Source organism: Pseudoxanthomonas sp. PXM04 (assembly GCF_014851695.1).
In the GTDB taxonomy this organism is placed as follows: Bacteria; Pseudomonadota; Gammaproteobacteria; order Xanthomonadales; family Xanthomonadaceae; genus Pseudoxanthomonas_A; species Pseudoxanthomonas_A beigongshangi.
Genome location: NZ_JACVAG010000003.1, coordinates 383,850 through 398,924, shown reverse-complemented (window position 1 = coordinate 398,924; position 15,075 = coordinate 383,850). Strand labels below are relative to the sequence as shown.

Here is a 15,075-nt window from a genome sequence, read left to right as displayed (position 1 = left end):
GCACGAGGCTGCGCGCGCCACGGCCCGGCCGCATCACGCCGCGGCCCGCATCCTCTTCGCCGCCTCCACCATCGCCTCCAGCGCCACGCGGGTCTCCGGCCAGCCACGCGTCTTCAGCCCGCAGTCCGGATTGACCCAGATCTGCTCCGGTGCCAGTACTTCCCGCGCCTTGTCCAGCAGCGCATGCATCTCGCCACTGTCCGGAACCCGCGGCGAATGGATGTCGTACACGCCTGGCCCGATCTGGTTCGGGTAGCGGAACTTCACGAATGCGTCCAGCAGTTCCATCCGCGAGCGCGAGGTTTCGATGGAGATCACGTCGGCGTCCATCGCCGCCACGGCTTCGATGATGTCGTTGAACTCGGAGTAGCACATGTGGGTGTGGATCTGGGTTTCATCGGCCGCCACCGCGGCGGTGATGCGGAAGCATTCCACTGCCCAGTCCAGATACTGCGGCCAATCGACCCTGCGCAGCGGCAGCCCCTCGCGCAGCGCCGGTTCGTCGATCTGGATCACGCCGATGCCGGCGGCCTCCAGGTCACCGACCTCGTCGCGCAACGCCAGCGCGATCTGCCGGCAGGTCCGCGCGCGCGGCTGATCGTCGCGGACGAAGGACCACTGCAGCACCGTCACCGGTCCGGTCAGCATGCCCTTCATCGGCCGGGATGTGAGTGATTGCGCGTGCCGCGACCAGCGCACCGTCATCGGCGCCGGCCGCACCACATCGCCGAAGATGATCGGCGGCTTCACGCAGCGGGAGCCATAACTCTGTACCCAGCCGTTGCGGGTGAAGGCGAAACCGTCGAGCTGCTCGCCGAAGTACTCGACCATGTCGTTGCGCTCGAACTCGCCGTGCACCAGCACGTCGATGCCGAGTTCCTCCTGCACGCGCACGCAGCGCGCGATCTCGGTCGCCAGGAAGGCGTCGTATTCCGCATCGGGCAGTTTCCCGGCGCGGTTGAGCGCACGGGCCTGGCGTACTTCCGGCGTCTGCGGAAAGGAACCGATGGTCGTGGTCGGATAGGGTGGCAGGCGCAGGCCGGCCTGCTGGCGCGCACGGCGCGTGGGATAGGGCGAGGAACGATGGGCGGCCGCGGGCGTCAGCGCGGCCAGGCGCTCGGCCACCTCTTTCCGGTGCACGCGCGCGGAACGGCGACGGCTTTCGTGGCGCTCGCGGGCGATGGCCAGCGCCGGCCCGGCCGCGGGCGCATCGTCCAGGGCGGTCGCCAGCAGGCGCAGTTCCTCCAGCTTCTGCCGCGCGAACGCCAGCCAGCCACGCAGTTCGGCATCCAGCCCGGTTTCGCCTTCCGCGTCCACCGGCACGTGCAGCAGGGAGCAGGAAGGCGCCAGCCACAGCCGGTCGGCACCGACATGGCCCTGCGCGTAGCGCGCGAGCACCAACGCGTTGTCGAGGTTGGCGCGCCAGATGTTGCGGCCGTCGATCAGCCCGAGCGACAGCGTCCGTCCCTCCGGCAAGGCTTTCAGCACGGCGTCGAGTTGATCCAGCCCGCGCATCAGGTCCACATGCAGGCCATCGACCGGCAGGGCCGCCACCAGCGGCAGGTTCGCGCCCAGGTCGCCGAAATAGGTGGTCAGCAGCAGCTTCGGGCGCGTCGCTTGCGCCAGGGCGGTGTAGGCGTGCCGGTAGGCCTGTTGCAACGCCGGGTCGGCGTCCAGCACCAGGCAAGGCTCATCGATCTGCACCCATTCGGCGCCGGCGGCGGCCAGCCGCGACAGCAGTTCCGCGTAGGGTGGCAGCAGGCGTTCGAGCAGCGCCAGCGGATCGCCGCCATCGCTTGCCTTGGACAGGCGCAGGAAGCTCACCGGTCCCAGCAGCACCGGCCGCGCATTGAAACCGGCCGCATGGGCCTCGTTGAACTCGCTCAACGGCTTGTCGCCACGCAGGCGGAACGTTTGCTCGCGATGCAGTTCCGGCACCAGGTAGTGGTAGTTGGTGTCGAACCACTTGGTCATTTCCAGCGCGCGCAGGTCCACGCCGTCCTGTTGCCGCCCCCGCGCGAGGGCGAAATAGGCCGCCAGCGGATCCACGTCCGCCAGCGCGCGATAGGGTTCGGGGATGGCGTCGAACAGGAAGGCGGTGTCGAGCACGTGGTCGTACAGCGAAAAGTCGTTGCACGGCACGACATCGACGCCCGCGTCGACCTGCAGGCGCCAATGGCGGAGGCGAAGCGCGCGTGCGGCGGCGTGCAGTTCTTCGCCGGTGGCGTCGCCGCACCAATGGGCTTCCAGTGCCCGCTTGAGTTCCCGGCGCACGCCGATGCGCGGGAAACCGAGATTGCCAACAGTCGTCATGATGCATGTCCTCATTCGTGGTCGGATGAGGAACGAAGGACCGCGCCGCCTTCATCGCCGATGGCGATGGCGGACAACGCCAGCGACCTTCGCCCCCTCGGGCGAACCGGAACGGCGAAGGGAGGCGCACGGACTTGCGCGCGGACGCGACGCGTCCGCGGCAGTTCCGGGCACCTCCCCTCGGAAGTTCCAGGTCATGCGGAAGACTTCGGGTCTTCCGGCCAAGGCAGGTCTTCGGGCTCATGGACGTCGGCCCGATCCGGGGATCGGGGCCGGCCTACTGTCCGCCGCTTCCCGGCCCTTGGGGGCCAGTGCCGATGACGGGGGTCGTTTCCAAATACCGCTGCGGGGCAGCGCCGGAATGGGGCTTTTCGGCCCGCACCGGCTTCCCTATTAATTCCATCTCTTCATTCGCATGAAGAGATGGAAACCCTGGCCCGGGCACGTTACGGCGATGCGACCGCTGCGTCAAGCGGCCTTCCTCGCGGGATACGGCCCGCCACCTTGGCGGGCGCGGCAAAAGCCGGCACGGTGAAGGTCGGGGAAGACAAGGTCACTTCCGTCGGCAGATCGCGAAGCTCTCCCGTGCGCAGGAAACGGTGGACCGCTTCCCGGGCCGCCGGCTCGTTGCGCAGCTGATAGAACGTGCCGTCGTGACCACCGCGATGGATCACGATGGCGTGACCATTGCGCAGGTAGGGCAGTTGCGCCAGCGCGTTGTCGATGGGCGTGGAGGTATCCCAGTCGCCGTGCACCAGCAGCACCGGCGTATCGATCGGCCGCAGCTGGCGGTAGTCGTCGCCCAGATCCGGTGTCGGCCATGCCGACGCGGCCGCCAGGTAGGGCGCGAAGCCGCCCTCGCCGAGATAGGCGCTGGCCGGATCGTGGCGCAGGCGGAACTCGTGAGACGGCGTGATGCCCAGGCTGGTGTCGATCAGCGGTCCAATCAGCTTGTATTCCTGCGCCTGCCGGCCCCTGGCCACTTCGCGGGCCCAGTCCGTGTAGCGGCCGTGGTACAGCGACAGCACGAACGCGGGCCAGGTGTGCGGCACGCTGGCCTCGGCCAGCAGCGAAGCCTGCAGGTCGGCCAACCCGATCACCACCGATCCACCGCCATCCTGCGGATCGACCGTGATCGGCTGCCGCGCGAAGCGTTCGCGCAGCGCGTCGATGGCGGCCATCAGTCCGCCCGTCGGCAGATACGGCGCCAGGCCGGGATCCCGATCGGCATCGAAGGCGATGCGCTGCATCGTCGCCAGCAGCGGCGATGGCATGTCGTAGCCGAAATCCAGCGGCTCCACCGATGACAGCACGGCGCGCGCGACGATGTCCGGATGCGAGCGCATCACCGCGAAGCTCCATTGCGATCCAAAGCTGCCGCCGAACAGGCTGATGCGCGGGTAGCCCAGCGCGCGACGCAGATCGTCGACGTCGTCGGCGCAGGCGTCGATGGTGTAGCCCGCCAGATCCTTGTCCGGATGCGCGGCGATGGCCGAGGCGGCGCGACGAAGCGCGTCGTCGATGTCATCCCGCGCGGTGTATTCGCGGTCGCGCGGCCACGCCGGCGACATCGCGGTCAGTTTTTCACCGCGCTCGCTGTAACCGCGCTGTTCGATGATGACCAGATCCGCGGTGTCCCGATAGGTCAGCCAGGATCCGAGCCGATTGCGCGCGGTCTCGGTATCGCCGTCGAATGCCTCCAGCACCGCCAGGCCCGGGCCACCGGGCAGCCAGAAGACGGGCGGCGCACCGGTGGGCACACGTGCGCGGATGCGGGCGAAGCCCACCCCGATCAGGCGGCCGCCGGTGGCACGGCGGTTTTCCGGTACGTACAGCGTGCCGATTTCGTAGGGCACCGTCGTACCATCCGCGGCGCGGACCGTCGCCGCGGTGACCACGATGTCGCCGGCGCGGCGCGCCTGCGCGAAGGCGCCGGAAGCGATGGAACCAAGCATCATCACGACAGCCGACAACCAGAGCCTGCGCTTCATGGGCGGATTCCCGACGATGGGGTGGGCGTAGCCTCGCTCCACAGATATCTTTATGTCAAGATATTTTTCATGACGACCCCACCGACCGATATCCCGCCCTCCCCCGCTCCCGACCTGATCGACCAGCTGCTGGCGGACTGGCGCCGCGAACGGCCCGATCTGGATGCTTCCGCGATGGCGGTGGCGGGCCGCGTCCTGCATCTGGGCCGCCTGCTGGAGGCACAGGCCGACGAATGCCTGAAGGCGCTGGAACTGAGCTACACGGAGCTGGACCTGCTGGCGACGCTGCGCCGCTCCGGCGCGCCCTACCGGCTGTCGCCGACCGACCTTCGCCGTTCGGTGCTGCTGACCTCCGGCGCGATGACCGCCTGCCTCAACCGACTGCAGCGGCGCGGCCTGCTTCGGCGCGAGGCGGATCCGCGCGACGGCCGTTCCCTGTTCGCGGTGCTGACCGCCAAGGGCGTCAAGCTGGCGGAGCGCGCCATCGCGCTGCGTTTCGAACAGGCGCGCCTGGCCGTGGCCGGACTGGACGCCGGGGAACAGGCGACACTGGCGGGACTGCTGCGCAAGCTGGGCCAGGGCATGGCGGCGGACTGAGGCGGACCGCGCCGGGTCCGCGCGGTGCGGCGACACCGCGCGCGGCCTACACTGGCCCGCCCACCCGTGCCCCGGCTCCATGCGCCACGATCACATCCTGACCCTGTCCTGTCCCGATCGCACCGGCATCGTCTACCGGGTCACCGGGCTGCTGTTCGAGTCGGACTGCAACATCATCGACGCGCAGCAGTTCGGCGACGAGGAATCCGGGCGCTTCTTCCTGCGCGTGCATTTCGACGTGCCGTCCGCGGCGACCCTGCCGGCACTGGAAGCGCGCTTCGAGACGCTGGCCGAAGCGTTCGGCATGGAATGGCGAATCCACGATGCGCGCCGCAAGGCGCGCCTGCTGGTACTGGTCAGCAAGCAGGGACATTGCCTCAACGATCTGCTGTTCCGCGCGCACAGCCGGCAGTTGCCGGTGGAGATCGCGGCGGTGGCGTCCAACCACGCGGACTTCGGCCCGCTCGCCGCCTCCTATGGCGTGCCGTTCCACCATCTGCCGGTGGATGCGGGCAATCGTCCCGCGCAGGAGCGGCGGATCCTGGATCTGGTCGAATCCGGGCAGGTGGATCTGGTGGTGCTGGCGCGCTACATGCAGATCCTGTCGCCGGAGCTGTGCGACGCGCTGTCCGGGCGCGCGATCAACATCCACCACAGCTTCCTGCCCAGCTTCAAGGGCGCGCATCCGTACCACCAGGCGCACCGGCGCGGGGTCAAGATCATCGGCGCCACCGCGCACTACGTGACCCGCGATCTCGATGAAGGACCGATCATCGAGCAGGACATCGCGCGGGTGGATCACGCGATGACGCCGCGCGATCTGGTCCGGCTGGGCAGCGACACCGAATCGCTGGTGCTGGCGCGCGCGGTGCGCCGGCACGTGGAGCACCGCATCCTGCTCAACGGGCATCGCACGGTGGTGTTCCGCTGATGCGCGCGGAAACCGGAACGGCGCTCAGGGCGGCGGCAGCACTTCGCGCAGGTAGTCGATGAACACCCGCAACTTGGGCGGCAGGTGTTCGCGCGCCGGGTAGTAGATGTGGAAACCGGCGAACGGCGCCTGCCAGGCTTCCAGCACCCGTACCAGCGCCCCGCTGCGCAGTTCCGCTTCGACCTGGGACTCGAACACCTGCGCCATGCCCAGGCCCTGCCGCACCAGCACCAGGCCGAGATCACTGTCGTTGACGATCAACCGGCCACCCACCTCCACCTCGAAATCGCAACCCTCGCGGGTGAACTCCCACGCCATGATGCGGCCGTTGCTGCGCCGGTAGCGCACGCAGGCGTGGTGCACCAGGTCCGCCGGTTCGGCGGGCGCGGGATGGCGGCGGAAGTAGTCGGGGGTGGCGACGATCGCCTGCCGCTGCATCGGCCCGATCGGCAGCGCGATCATTTCCCGGGCCAGCGATTCGCCCAGGCGGATGCCGGCGTCGAAGCCGCCACCGACCAGATCCGCCAGCGCCGGATCGACGAACAGTTCCACCTCCACCTCGGGCCAGCGCGCCATGAAGCCGGGCAGGTGCGGCGCGATCATGCGCTCGGCCACCACCCCGGGCAGGTTGATGCGCAGATGCCCGGCGGGCCGGTCACGCAGGAAGTCCATGTCGCGGAAGGCCTCGTCGATCTGGCGCAGGCCCGGCGCGACCTGCTGCAGGAAGCGCTGGCCGTGTTCGGTCAGCGCGACCCGGCGGGTGGTGCGGTTGAACAGGCGCACGCCGAGCTGGCGTTCCAGCGCGCGCACCGTCTGCGACAGCGCCGAGGGACTGACCTCCAGCTCCAGCGCGGCGCGGGTGAAGCTGGCGTGGTGGGCCACCCGCGCGAAGGCGAGTACGGCCGGCAGCGGATGGGACGCCATTGTGAAGCCTTGCTTCAAACAGGATTCGGATATTGCGTCTTTATCGACGCAATCGCCAGTTCTATCGTGCCCGGGTCGCGTCTGCCCGGCATCGCCGTGCCGGCGTGCCCTCCCCCATCCGCAAGGAGTTCCCGATGAAAACCCGCATGCTGGGCCGCAATGGCCCGACCGTCTCCGCCCTGGGCCTGGGCTGCATGGGCATGAGCGCCTTCTACGGCGGCCGTGGCGAAGAAGGCGAATCCATCGCCGTGATCCACCGCGCGCTGGAGCGTGGCCTGACCCTGCTGGACACCGCCGACATGTACGGCCCGCACACCAACGAAGTGCTGGTCGGCAAGGCCATCGCCGATCGTCGCGATCAGGTGTTCCTGGCCACCAAGTTCGGCATCCGCATGGACCCGGCCGACCCGCACGCGCGTGGCGTCGACGGCCGACCCGAATACGTGCAGGCCGCCTGCGAGGGCAGCCTCGAGCGGCTCGGCGTGGATCACATCGATCTGTACTACCAGCACCGGGTCGATCCGCAGGTGCCGATCGAGGACACCGTGGGCGCGATGTCGCGCCTGGTCGAACAGGGCAAGGTGCGTTTCCTCGGCCTGTCCGAGGCCGCGCCGGACACCATCCGCCGCGCCCACGCGGTGCATCCGATCACCGCTGTGCAGACCGAGTACTCACTGTGGTCGCGCGAGCCCGAGAGCAACCACGTGCTGGATACGGTGCGCGAACTGGGCATCGGCTTCGTGCCCTATTCGCCGCTGGGACGCGGCTTCCTGACCGGCGCGATCCGTTCGCTGGAGGATTTCGACGCCGACGACTACCGCCGTCATTCGCCGCGCTTCCAGGGCGAGAACTTCGCCCGCAACCTGGCGCTGGTGGACCGGGTGCACGCGCTGGCCGCGGACAAGGGCGTGACCGCCGGCCAGCTCGCACTGGCCTGGGTGCTGGCGCAGGGCGATGACCTGGTGCCGATTCCGGGCACCAAGCGCCTGCGTTACCTGGAGGAGAACCTGGACGCGCTGGACGTGGTGCTGGCACCGGAGGAACTGGTCGGCATCGAAGCCGCGTTCCCGCTGGAAGCGGTGGCCGGCGATCGCTACACCGCCGCCGGCATGGCGATGGTCAGCCGCTGAGGAGCAGCCGCTGAGGATCGGCGGATCCCGCCACGCGCCCGGCCATCGCCGGGCGCGTGGTGGCAGGTTCCGTCACAGGCCCAGCCACTGGCGCAGCGGATGCGCCGGATCCGCCAGCAGGCGGATCGCCAGCGCGATGGACACGGTCACCAGCAGCGGCTTGATGATTTTCGCGCCCTGCTTCATCGCGAAACGCGAACCCAATTGCGCGCCGATGAACTGCCCGGCGCCCATCGCCAGGCCGACCTTCCACAGCACCGCGCCGGTGGCGAGGAACACCGCGAAGCCGCCGACGTTGGAGCCGAAGTTGAGGAACTTGGTGTGCGCGGTGGCCTTGAGGATGCCGTAGCCGGCCAGGCTGACGAAGCCCAGCATCAGGAACGAGCCGGTGCCCGGGCCGAACACGCCGTCATAGAAACCCACCACCGGAACGAAGCCGAAACCGAATGCGGTCACGCCCATGCGGCGATGCTTGTCCACGTCGCCGATGTTGGGCTTGAGGCCGAAATACACCGCGATGGCGATCAGCAGGAACGGCAGCGCCATCTTCAGCCAGTCCCCCGGCACCACCGTCGCCAGCAACGCGCCGCCCACCGCGCCCAACGCCGCCATCAGCGCCATCGGCCATTGCATGCGCAGGTCCACGTGGCCATGGCGCGCGTAGCTCCAGCTGGCCGACGCGGATCCGAACAGCGATTGCAGCTTGTTGGTGCCCAGCGTCTGCAACGGCGGAATGCCGGCCAGCAGCATCGCCGGTATGGTGATCATGCCGCCACCACCGGCGATGGAATCGATGAATCCGGCCAGCAGGCCGGCAAGGAACAGCAGCAGCAGGACCTGCAGGGCGATCTCGGGCATGGGTGTTTCTGGGGGAAGGGACGGCGGCGGCTCCTCCGGCCGCTCGGACCTTGTGGGACGCGTGTGACAATGATAATCGCGATGCGCACTGCGCGACGGGAAACGGCTAGCATCGGACCGTCCCCGATACGGAGTTCGATGATGCGCGTCGCCCTGCCCATCCTTCCGCTGCTGTCCGCATTCCTGCTGTGCCCCGCCCAGGCGTGGGCTTCCGACACCGCGCAACGTCCCGAGGTGGCCGCGGCCGCGCGCGATTTGCAGGACAAGGTGCTCGCCTGGCGACGCGACTTCCACCAGCATCCGGAACTGTCCAACCGCGAGGAACGCACCGCCGCGCAGGTGGCCGCGCACCTGCGCAAGCTGGGCCTGCAACCGAAGACCGGCGTCGCGTTCCATGGCGTCACCGCGGTGATCAAGGGCGGCAAGCCGGGCCCGCGCGTGGCGCTGCGGGCGGACATGGACGCGTTGCCGGTGACCGAACAGACCGGCCTGCCGTTCGCCTCCAAGGCCACATCGACCTACCGCGGCGAGACCGTGGGCGTGATGCACGCCTGCGGCCACGACGCGCACACCAGCATCCTGATGGGCGTGGCCGAGGCCTTGGTGGCGATGCGCAAGGATCTGCCGGGCGAGGTGCTGCTGGTGTTCCAGCCGGCCGAGGAAGGCCCGCCCAGCGGCGAGGAAGGCGGTGCCTCGCTGATGCTCAAGCAGGGCCTGTTCGATGGCTTCAAGCCGGACGCGGTGTTCGGCCTGCACGTGTTCGCCAATATCCCGGTGGGACGCATCGCGGTGCGCCAGGGTCCGATGATGGCGGCCTCGGATCGCTTCAGCATCCGCATGATCGGCCGCCAGACCCATGGCTCGCGGCCGTGGGGCGGTGTCGATCCGATCGTGGCGATGGCGGATCTGATCGGCAGCGCGCAGACGATCGTCAGCCGCCGCACCGACATCTCGCGGTTGCCGGCGGTGGTGACCTTCGGCGCGATCAAGGGCGGCATCCGCTACAACATCATTCCCGACGACGTCGAGGTGCTGGGCACCATCCGCACCTTCGACGAGGGCATGCGGCAGAAGATCTTCGCCGACCTGACCAACGTGTCCGAGCATGTCGGCGCCGCGCACGGCGCACGCGCGGAAGTGAACATCGAAAGCCACGACGGCAATCCCGCGACCATCAACGATCCCGCCCTGACCGCGCGCATGCTGCCGAGCCTGCGCGCGGTGGCCGGCGTGGACAACGTGTTCGAGCCGCCGCTGCAGATGGGTTCGGAGGACTTCTCGCTGTACGGGCAGAAGGCGCCAGCGATGTTCTTCTTCGTCGGCGCGACCGGCAAGGACGTGGATCCGGCCACCGCGCCGAGCAACCATTCGCCGAAGTTCCTGCTCGACGAAGGCGCGCTGGACGTGGGTTTCCGCGCGCTGCTGCAGGTCACCCTGGATTATCTGAACGGTGCGCCGGCACCCGCCCCGGCCACTGCCGGCTAGGCCTGCCTTTCCCGGCGGGGTTCAGTCCCCGTCGGCTCCGTCCACGGCCGCCGTGACCGTCACCCGGTAGCGCGCCTCGCGCGCCGGCGGCACCTCCTTTTCCCACGAACGCCGATAGACCAGCCGCAGCTGCGCGGTGCCCGCGCGTTCGGCGACGAAGCGCCAGCGCGACACGCCGCCGGCGCCGGGCATCGGCGGCGACGCGGGCGCGGCCTCGGCAACGGGAGGCGGGTCGACCCGGCGCAATACCGGCGCGCCGGTCTCGATGAGTTCCCAGCCATAGCCGGTGCTGGCGTTGGCCGGCAAGGCGAGGTCGAGGAAGCCGCCCACCGCCAGTTCCCGCGCCTCGGTGCTGGTCTCGCCGGCCGGCATGGCCGGTGTGGCCCCCGCGGAAGGCGACGGAGAAGTCGCCGGTGGCTGTGCGCAGGCGGCCAGCAGGCCGGCCAACGTGGAGACGACGATGCCGCGACGCGCTCCGTTGCTTTCCATGGCGTTCTCCAGGACAGCCTGGCGTACAGGCGGACGGGACTAAACTAACACCATGAGCAAGCCTGAAGATTCCCTGCTGGGGCGCGAGGTCGCCTATCCGGATCACTACGATCCCAGCCTGCTGTTCCCGATTCCACGCCGCCAGGCGCGCGCCGAGATTGGCATCGCCGAAGATGCATTGCCCTTCTCCGGACACGACCGCTGGCACGCCTACGAGCTGAGCTGGCTGGACGCGCGCGGCAAGCCGCGGGTCGCCACCGCGACCTTCACCGTGCCGTGCGATTCGCCGAACCTGATCGAATCCAAGTCGCTCAAGCTGTTCCTCAATTCGCTCAACGCCACCCGCTTCAACAGCGATGCCGCGGTGCTCGAATGCATCCGCACGGATCTGTCGGCGCGCGCCGGCGCCGACGTGACGGTGGCGTTCGGGTTGCCGCCGATGATCGAAACGATCGAGGGCGAGTCGCTGGACGACCTGGACGTGGAGATTGATCACTACGGTCCGCCGCGTCCGGAGGGACTGCTGATCGACGGCACCGTGCTGGTGGAGGAAACCCTGGTGTCGGCGCTGCTCAAGTCCAACTGCCCGGTCACCGGCCAGCCCGACTGGGCCACCGTGGTCATCCGCTACGCGGGGCCGCGCATCGATCGCGCCGAGCTGCTGCGCTATCTGGTCGGCTTCCGTGATCACGCCGAGTTCCACGAGCAATGCGTCGAACGCATTCATTGCGATTTGATGACGCATTGCTCGCCGCAATGGCTGTCGGTGGAAGCGCGCTATACCCGCCGCGGGGGCCTGGATATCAATCCCTGGCGCGCCACCCCCGGCGTAACCGCGCTTCCGGCGCAACGTGAACCGCGTCAATAGCCGCTGGCTGAAGGCCACGCCGGTCTTCACGCCAATGCCATGATTTCTTAACAGGGCGCATGCAAGGCTAGCTCGTCCCAACATCCTGCACGGAAGGACGGTTGTGTATGAGCAACGAGAAGAAAGCGGATTTTTCGGGCGTCACCGCGAAGGTGGATTCCACCGAGCAACTCGTGGAGAAGGCTGACTTCTCCGGTGTCACCGCACGCGTGGACAGCACCGAGGAACTGGTCGGCGAACAGAGCTACACGATCGAGAAGGGCGACACGCTCTCCAAGATCGCCAAGGAACACTACGGCAATGCCAACGCCTGGAAGCATATCTTCGAGGCCAATCGCGACGTCATCGAGGATCCGGATCGGATCTTCCCGGGCCAGGTGATCAAGCTGCCTCCCAAGGACAGCATCGCCTGACCGCGCGCTCACCCTACCGACCATTCAACGGCTGACACAAGGACTGACACCATGAAGCAGAACCGCATTTCCTATGCCCTGATGATCGCGCTGGCCGGCACCGTGGCCTTGGCCGCCTGCAAGAAGAAGGAAGAACCGGTAGCCCCGCCGCCGGCCGCGACCGAACCGGCTCCGGCACCCGCGCCCGCTCCGGCCGAACCCGCTCCCGCTCCGGTGAGCGCCACCAGCGTGACCGTGGGCAACACCGCAGCCGCCGACAAGTCGGTGGCCGCCGTTTCCACCTTCACCCCGAAGGACAAGATCATCGTTTCGGTGAAGACCGATGCGAACACGCCGGCCAATGCCAATATCGATGCCAAGTTGACCTACCAGGACGGGCAGGTTGCCGGCCAGAAGACTCAAGCCATCAAGGCCGAGGATGCTGGCACCACGAACATCGAATTCACCAATGCCAATCCCTGGCCCGCCGGCAAGTACAAGGTCGACGTGACCTTGGACGGGCAGGCCGTCGGCATGACCCAGGAAATCGAAGTCAAGTAATCCCACCCTCTCTCCCACCCTGGTGGGCAAGCTCGGGCGCGATGCGAATCGCGCCCGCTTTTTTTTGCGGCCTCCCACCATGCCGCGGGCCATACGCCGGGCCATGGTGATCCGGGTTTTGCCCATGACTGCATAAACCGCGACAATGGGGGTCCGCTTCACCCGTCGTACCCCACACCTTTGCTGGACCCTTTTTGTTCACCCCCGCGCGCGGTCCGCCGCGTGCCATCTCAACCGGGAGCAGTTCCATGGCAGAACCTGTCCTCACCCCGCCCCCCGGCGGTGAGAAGATCACCATCTCCGGCGGCAAGCTCAATGTCCCCAACCATCCGATCATTCCCTTCATCGAGGGTGACGGCACCGGTCCGGACATCTGGCGCGCCAGCGTCCGCGTGCTCGACGCGGCGGTGGAAAAAGCCTACGGCGGCGCCAAGAAGATCCATTGGCTGGAAGTGTTCGCCGGCGAGAAATCTAACAACCAGTTCGGCACCTGGCTGCCGGATTCGACCGTGCAGGCCTGCCGCGACTACCTGGTCTCGATCAAGGGCCCGCTGACCACGCCGGTCGGCGGCGGCATCCGCTCGCTCAACGTGGCGCTGCGCCAGATGCTGGACCTGTACGTCTGCCTGCGCCCGGTGCGCTGGTTCGAGGGCGTGCCCTCGCCGGTCAAGAAGCCGGGCGACGTCGACATGGTGATCTTCCGCGAGAACACCGAGGACATCTACGCCGGCATCGAATGGGCCGGCGGCAGCGCCGAGTCGCAGAAGGTGCTGGACTTCCTGGCCAAGGAATTCCCGCAGGCGTTCGGCAAGATCCGCTTCGGCACCCAGGAAAAGGCCAACGAGTGGCAGCAGGCGCTGGAAGGCATCGGCGCCCCGCACCGCGAGGTGGGCGTGGACGTCGGCCTGGGCATCAAGCCGGTCAGCCGCCTGGGCACCGAGCGCCTGGTCCACAGCGCCATCCAGTACGCCATCGACAACGGCCGCAAGTCGGTCACGCTGGTGCACAAGGGCAACATCATGAAGTTCACCGAAGGTGGCTTCCGTGACTGGGGCTACCAGGTGGCGCGCGACTACTTCGGCGCGGTGGAGCTGGACGGCGGTCCGTGGCACGTGATTCCGGAAGGCAAGCCGGGCGCGGGCATCGTCATCAAGGACGCCATCGCCGACGCGTTCCTGCAGCAGATCCTGCTGCGTCCGCGCGAGTACGACGTGTCCGCCACGCTCAACCTCAACGGTGACTACCTGTCCGACGCGCTGGCCGCGCAGGTCGGCGGCATCGGCATCGCGCCGGGCGCCAACATCAACTACGTGACCGGCCACGCGGTGTTCGAGGCGACCCACGGCACCGCGCCCAAGTACGCCGATCTGGACAAGGTGAACCCGGGTTCGGTGATCCTGTCCGGCGAGATGATGCTGCGCTACATGGGCTGGACCGAAGCCGCCGACAAGATCATCGACGGCGTCAACAAGGCCATCGCCAGCAAGCGCGTGACCTACGACTTCGCCCGCCTGATGGACGGCGCCACCGAAGTGAAGTGCAGCGAGTTCGCCGACGAGATCATCAAGCACCTGTGAGGGTGGTGATCCGCGGTTGATGTCGCAGACGCCCGGCCTCGCGCCGGGCGTCTTCTTTTTGGGGGGCGATTCCCGCAACTCCGCGCCAAAGGCAAATCCCCCTCGGTCCCCCTTTTTCAAAGGGGGAGGCAAAGCCGGTTTCCGACCGTCGGGGTTGCTCGTATGCCCCTTTGAAAAAGGGGGCGGGCGCCGAAGGCGACGGGGGATTGGCTCTTCGCGCCAAAGGCAAATCCCCCTCGGTCCCCCTTTTTCAAAGGGGGAGGCAAAGCCGGTTTCCGAGCGTCGGGGTTGCTCGTATGCCCCCTTTGAAAAAGGGGGCGGGCGCCGAAGGCGGCGGGGATTGGCTCTTCGCGCCAAAAGCAAATTCCCCTTGGTCCCCCTTTTTCAAAGGGGGAGGCAAAGCCGGTTTCCGAGCGTCGGGGTTGGTCGTATGTCCCCTTTGAAAAAGGGGCGGGCGCCGAAGGCGACGGGGGATTGGCTCTTCGCGCCAAAAGCAAATCCCCCTCGGTCCCCCTTTTTCAAAGGGGGAGGCAAAGCCGGTTTCCGAGCGTCGGGGTTGCTCGTATGCCCCCTTTGAAAAAGGGGGCGGGCGCCGAAGGCGACGGGGGATTTGCTCTTCGCGCCAAAGGCAAATCTGCCCTGGTTCCCCTTTGGCTTTCAACAGCCGACTGGCTGATCAAAGGGGAGGTGGAAAAGTGCGCTCCCGAGCCGGCGCCGCGGGCTCACCGGAACAACGACAGCGCGGTCATCTCGCGTCGCCGACGGGCGTGCAGTACCCGCAGGGCACGCTCGTGGCGTCCGGGCGGGACCGGCCGCCGCGCCGGGCGCTGCTCGCCGTCGCCCGTGCGGAGCGCTTTGGTACTGGCGATGTGACCATCGAGGAACAGCATGCCCTGGCTGACGGCGCCCAGTTCACGCCACCACGAATGTTTCGTTTCGGTACGCATGGGATTCTCCTG

The 15,075-nt window shown here is 67.9% G+C and carries 14 protein-coding genes and 1 riboswitch; of the genes, 8 read left to right on the top strand and 6 right to left on the bottom strand.

The annotated features are described in order from the left end of the window. Window positions 1-33: 33 nt before the first annotated feature. Together metE and IB228_RS10265 are read right to left on the bottom strand one after the other, a co-directional pair. Window positions 34-2,313 (bottom strand): 5-methyltetrahydropteroyltriglutamate--homocysteine S-methyltransferase, encoded by a 2,280-nt coding sequence (metE, locus tag IB228_RS10270; protein ID WP_192198292.1) that lies wholly within the window; start codon window positions 2,311-2,313, stop codon window positions 34-36. 207 nt (window positions 2,314-2,520) lie between these two features. After that, window positions 2,521-2,763: riboswitch (cobalamin riboswitch) on the bottom strand. Further along, on the bottom strand, window positions 2,760-4,304 hold the full coding sequence (locus tag IB228_RS10265) for an alpha/beta hydrolase (RefSeq protein WP_183639769.1): 1,545 nt from the start codon (window positions 4,302-4,304) through the stop codon (window positions 2,760-2,762). (Overlaps the previous riboswitch by 4 nt.) A 69-nt stretch (window positions 4,305-4,373) precedes the next feature. Between IB228_RS10265 and IB228_RS10260 the strand changes: the two genes are divergently transcribed. Continuing rightward, window positions 4,374-4,901 carry a MarR family transcriptional regulator gene (locus tag IB228_RS10260; protein WP_183639771.1) on the top strand — a complete coding sequence of 176 codons (528 nt, stop codon included), beginning with the start codon at window positions 4,374-4,376 and terminating at the stop codon, window positions 4,899-4,901. A 79-nt stretch (window positions 4,902-4,980) separates the two neighbouring features. Then, window positions 4,981-5,832 carry a formyltetrahydrofolate deformylase gene (purU, locus tag IB228_RS10255; RefSeq protein WP_183639773.1) on the top strand — a complete coding sequence of 284 codons (852 nt, stop codon included), beginning with the start codon at window positions 4,981-4,983 and terminating at the stop codon, window positions 5,830-5,832. A 24-nt stretch (window positions 5,833-5,856) separates the two neighbouring features. Here purU and IB228_RS10250 read toward each other — a convergent pair whose 3' ends face one another. Then, the gene (locus IB228_RS10250) at window positions 5,857-6,756 is read right to left on the bottom strand and encodes a LysR family transcriptional regulator (protein ID WP_183639776.1); all 900 of its coding nucleotides are present in this window, start codon (window positions 6,754-6,756) and stop codon (window positions 5,857-5,859) included. Window positions 6,757-6,890: 134 nt separating this feature from the next. On the opposite strand from IB228_RS10250, the gene IB228_RS10245 reads away from it, so the two are divergent. Then, complete coding sequence (locus tag IB228_RS10245; RefSeq protein ID WP_183639777.1) at window positions 6,891-7,886, top strand: aldo/keto reductase; 996 nt, start codon at window positions 6,891-6,893, stop codon at window positions 7,884-7,886. Window positions 7,887-7,958: 72 nt separating this feature from the next. Here IB228_RS10245 and IB228_RS10240 read toward each other — a convergent pair whose 3' ends face one another. After that, entirely contained in the window at window positions 7,959-8,744 is a 786-nt protein-coding gene (locus IB228_RS10240; RefSeq protein ID WP_183639779.1) for a TSUP family transporter, read from the bottom strand. A gap of 141 nt (window positions 8,745-8,885) precedes the next feature. On the opposite strand from IB228_RS10240, the gene IB228_RS10235 reads away from it, so the two are divergent. After that, window positions 8,886-10,229, top strand: coding sequence for a M20 family metallopeptidase (locus IB228_RS10235; RefSeq protein ID WP_183639781.1), 1,344 nt, complete (start codon window positions 8,886-8,888; stop codon window positions 10,227-10,229). Between the two features lie 21 nt (window positions 10,230-10,250). Here the strand turns inward: IB228_RS10235 and IB228_RS10230 are convergent, their stop codons facing one another. After that, entirely contained in the window at window positions 10,251-10,718 is a 468-nt protein-coding gene (locus tag IB228_RS10230) for a protease inhibitor I42 family protein (RefSeq protein WP_183639783.1), read from the bottom strand. A gap of 52 nt (window positions 10,719-10,770) precedes the next feature. Between IB228_RS10230 and queF the strand changes: the two genes are divergently transcribed. The 4 genes from queF (at window position 10,771) to icd (ending at window position 14,116) form a co-directional block, all read left to right on the top strand. Then, a complete protein-coding gene (gene queF / locus IB228_RS10225) occupies window positions 10,771-11,586 on the top strand; it encodes an NADPH-dependent 7-cyano-7-deazaguanine reductase QueF (RefSeq protein WP_183639786.1) in 816 nt (271 codons plus the stop codon). Between the two features lie 107 nt (window positions 11,587-11,693). Further along, window positions 11,694-11,999 (top strand): LysM peptidoglycan-binding domain-containing protein, encoded by a 306-nt coding sequence (locus tag IB228_RS10220; RefSeq protein WP_183639788.1) that lies wholly within the window; start codon window positions 11,694-11,696, stop codon window positions 11,997-11,999. Between the two features lie 51 nt (window positions 12,000-12,050). Beyond that, on the top strand, window positions 12,051-12,539 hold the full coding sequence (locus IB228_RS10215) for a hypothetical protein (RefSeq protein ID WP_183639790.1): 489 nt from the start codon (window positions 12,051-12,053) through the stop codon (window positions 12,537-12,539). Between the two features lie 248 nt (window positions 12,540-12,787). Further along, window positions 12,788-14,116 carry an isocitrate dehydrogenase (NADP(+)) gene (gene icd, locus IB228_RS10210; RefSeq protein WP_183639791.1) on the top strand — a complete coding sequence of 443 codons (1,329 nt, stop codon included), beginning with the start codon at window positions 12,788-12,790 and terminating at the stop codon, window positions 14,114-14,116. 722 nt (window positions 14,117-14,838) lie between these two features. On the opposite strand, the gene IB228_RS10205 is transcribed toward icd, so the two are convergent. Then, window positions 14,839-15,063: a hypothetical protein gene (locus IB228_RS10205; RefSeq protein ID WP_192198291.1), complete on the bottom strand. Its 225-nt coding sequence runs from the start codon at window positions 15,061-15,063 to the stop codon at window positions 14,839-14,841. Window positions 15,064-15,075: the final 12 nt, after the last annotated feature.

Bases quoted from the DNA above. Each gene is read 5' to 3' on its own strand.
- metE (WP_192198292.1), bottom strand. From the start codon at position 2,313: ATGACGACTGTTGGCAATCTCGGTTTCCCGCGCATCGGCGTGCGCCGG.
- IB228_RS10265 (WP_183639769.1), bottom strand. From the start codon at position 4,304: ATGAAGCGCAGGCTCTGGTTGTCGGCTGTCGTGATGATGCTTGGTTCC.
- IB228_RS10260 (WP_183639771.1), top strand. From the start codon at position 4,374: ATGACGACCCCACCGACCGATATCCCGCCCTCCCCCGCTCCCGACCTG.
- purU (WP_183639773.1), top strand. From the start codon at position 4,981: ATGCGCCACGATCACATCCTGACCCTGTCCTGTCCCGATCGCACCGGC.
- IB228_RS10250 (WP_183639776.1), bottom strand. From the start codon at position 6,756: ATGGCGTCCCATCCGCTGCCGGCCGTACTCGCCTTCGCGCGGGTGGCC.
- IB228_RS10245 (WP_183639777.1), top strand. From the start codon at position 6,891: ATGAAAACCCGCATGCTGGGCCGCAATGGCCCGACCGTCTCCGCCCTG.
- IB228_RS10240 (WP_183639779.1), bottom strand. From the start codon at position 8,744: ATGCCCGAGATCGCCCTGCAGGTCCTGCTGCTGCTGTTCCTTGCCGGC.
- IB228_RS10235 (WP_183639781.1), top strand. From the start codon at position 8,886: ATGCGCGTCGCCCTGCCCATCCTTCCGCTGCTGTCCGCATTCCTGCTG.
- IB228_RS10230 (WP_183639783.1), bottom strand. From the start codon at position 10,718: ATGGAAAGCAACGGAGCGCGTCGCGGCATCGTCGTCTCCACGTTGGCC.
- queF (WP_183639786.1), top strand. From the start codon at position 10,771: ATGAGCAAGCCTGAAGATTCCCTGCTGGGGCGCGAGGTCGCCTATCCG.
- IB228_RS10220 (WP_183639788.1), top strand. From the start codon at position 11,694: ATGAGCAACGAGAAGAAAGCGGATTTTTCGGGCGTCACCGCGAAGGTG.
- IB228_RS10215 (WP_183639790.1), top strand. From the start codon at position 12,051: ATGAAGCAGAACCGCATTTCCTATGCCCTGATGATCGCGCTGGCCGGC.
- icd (WP_183639791.1), top strand. From the start codon at position 12,788: ATGGCAGAACCTGTCCTCACCCCGCCCCCCGGCGGTGAGAAGATCACC.
- IB228_RS10205 (WP_192198291.1), bottom strand. From the start codon at position 15,063: ATGCGTACCGAAACGAAACATTCGTGGTGGCGTGAACTGGGCGCCGTC.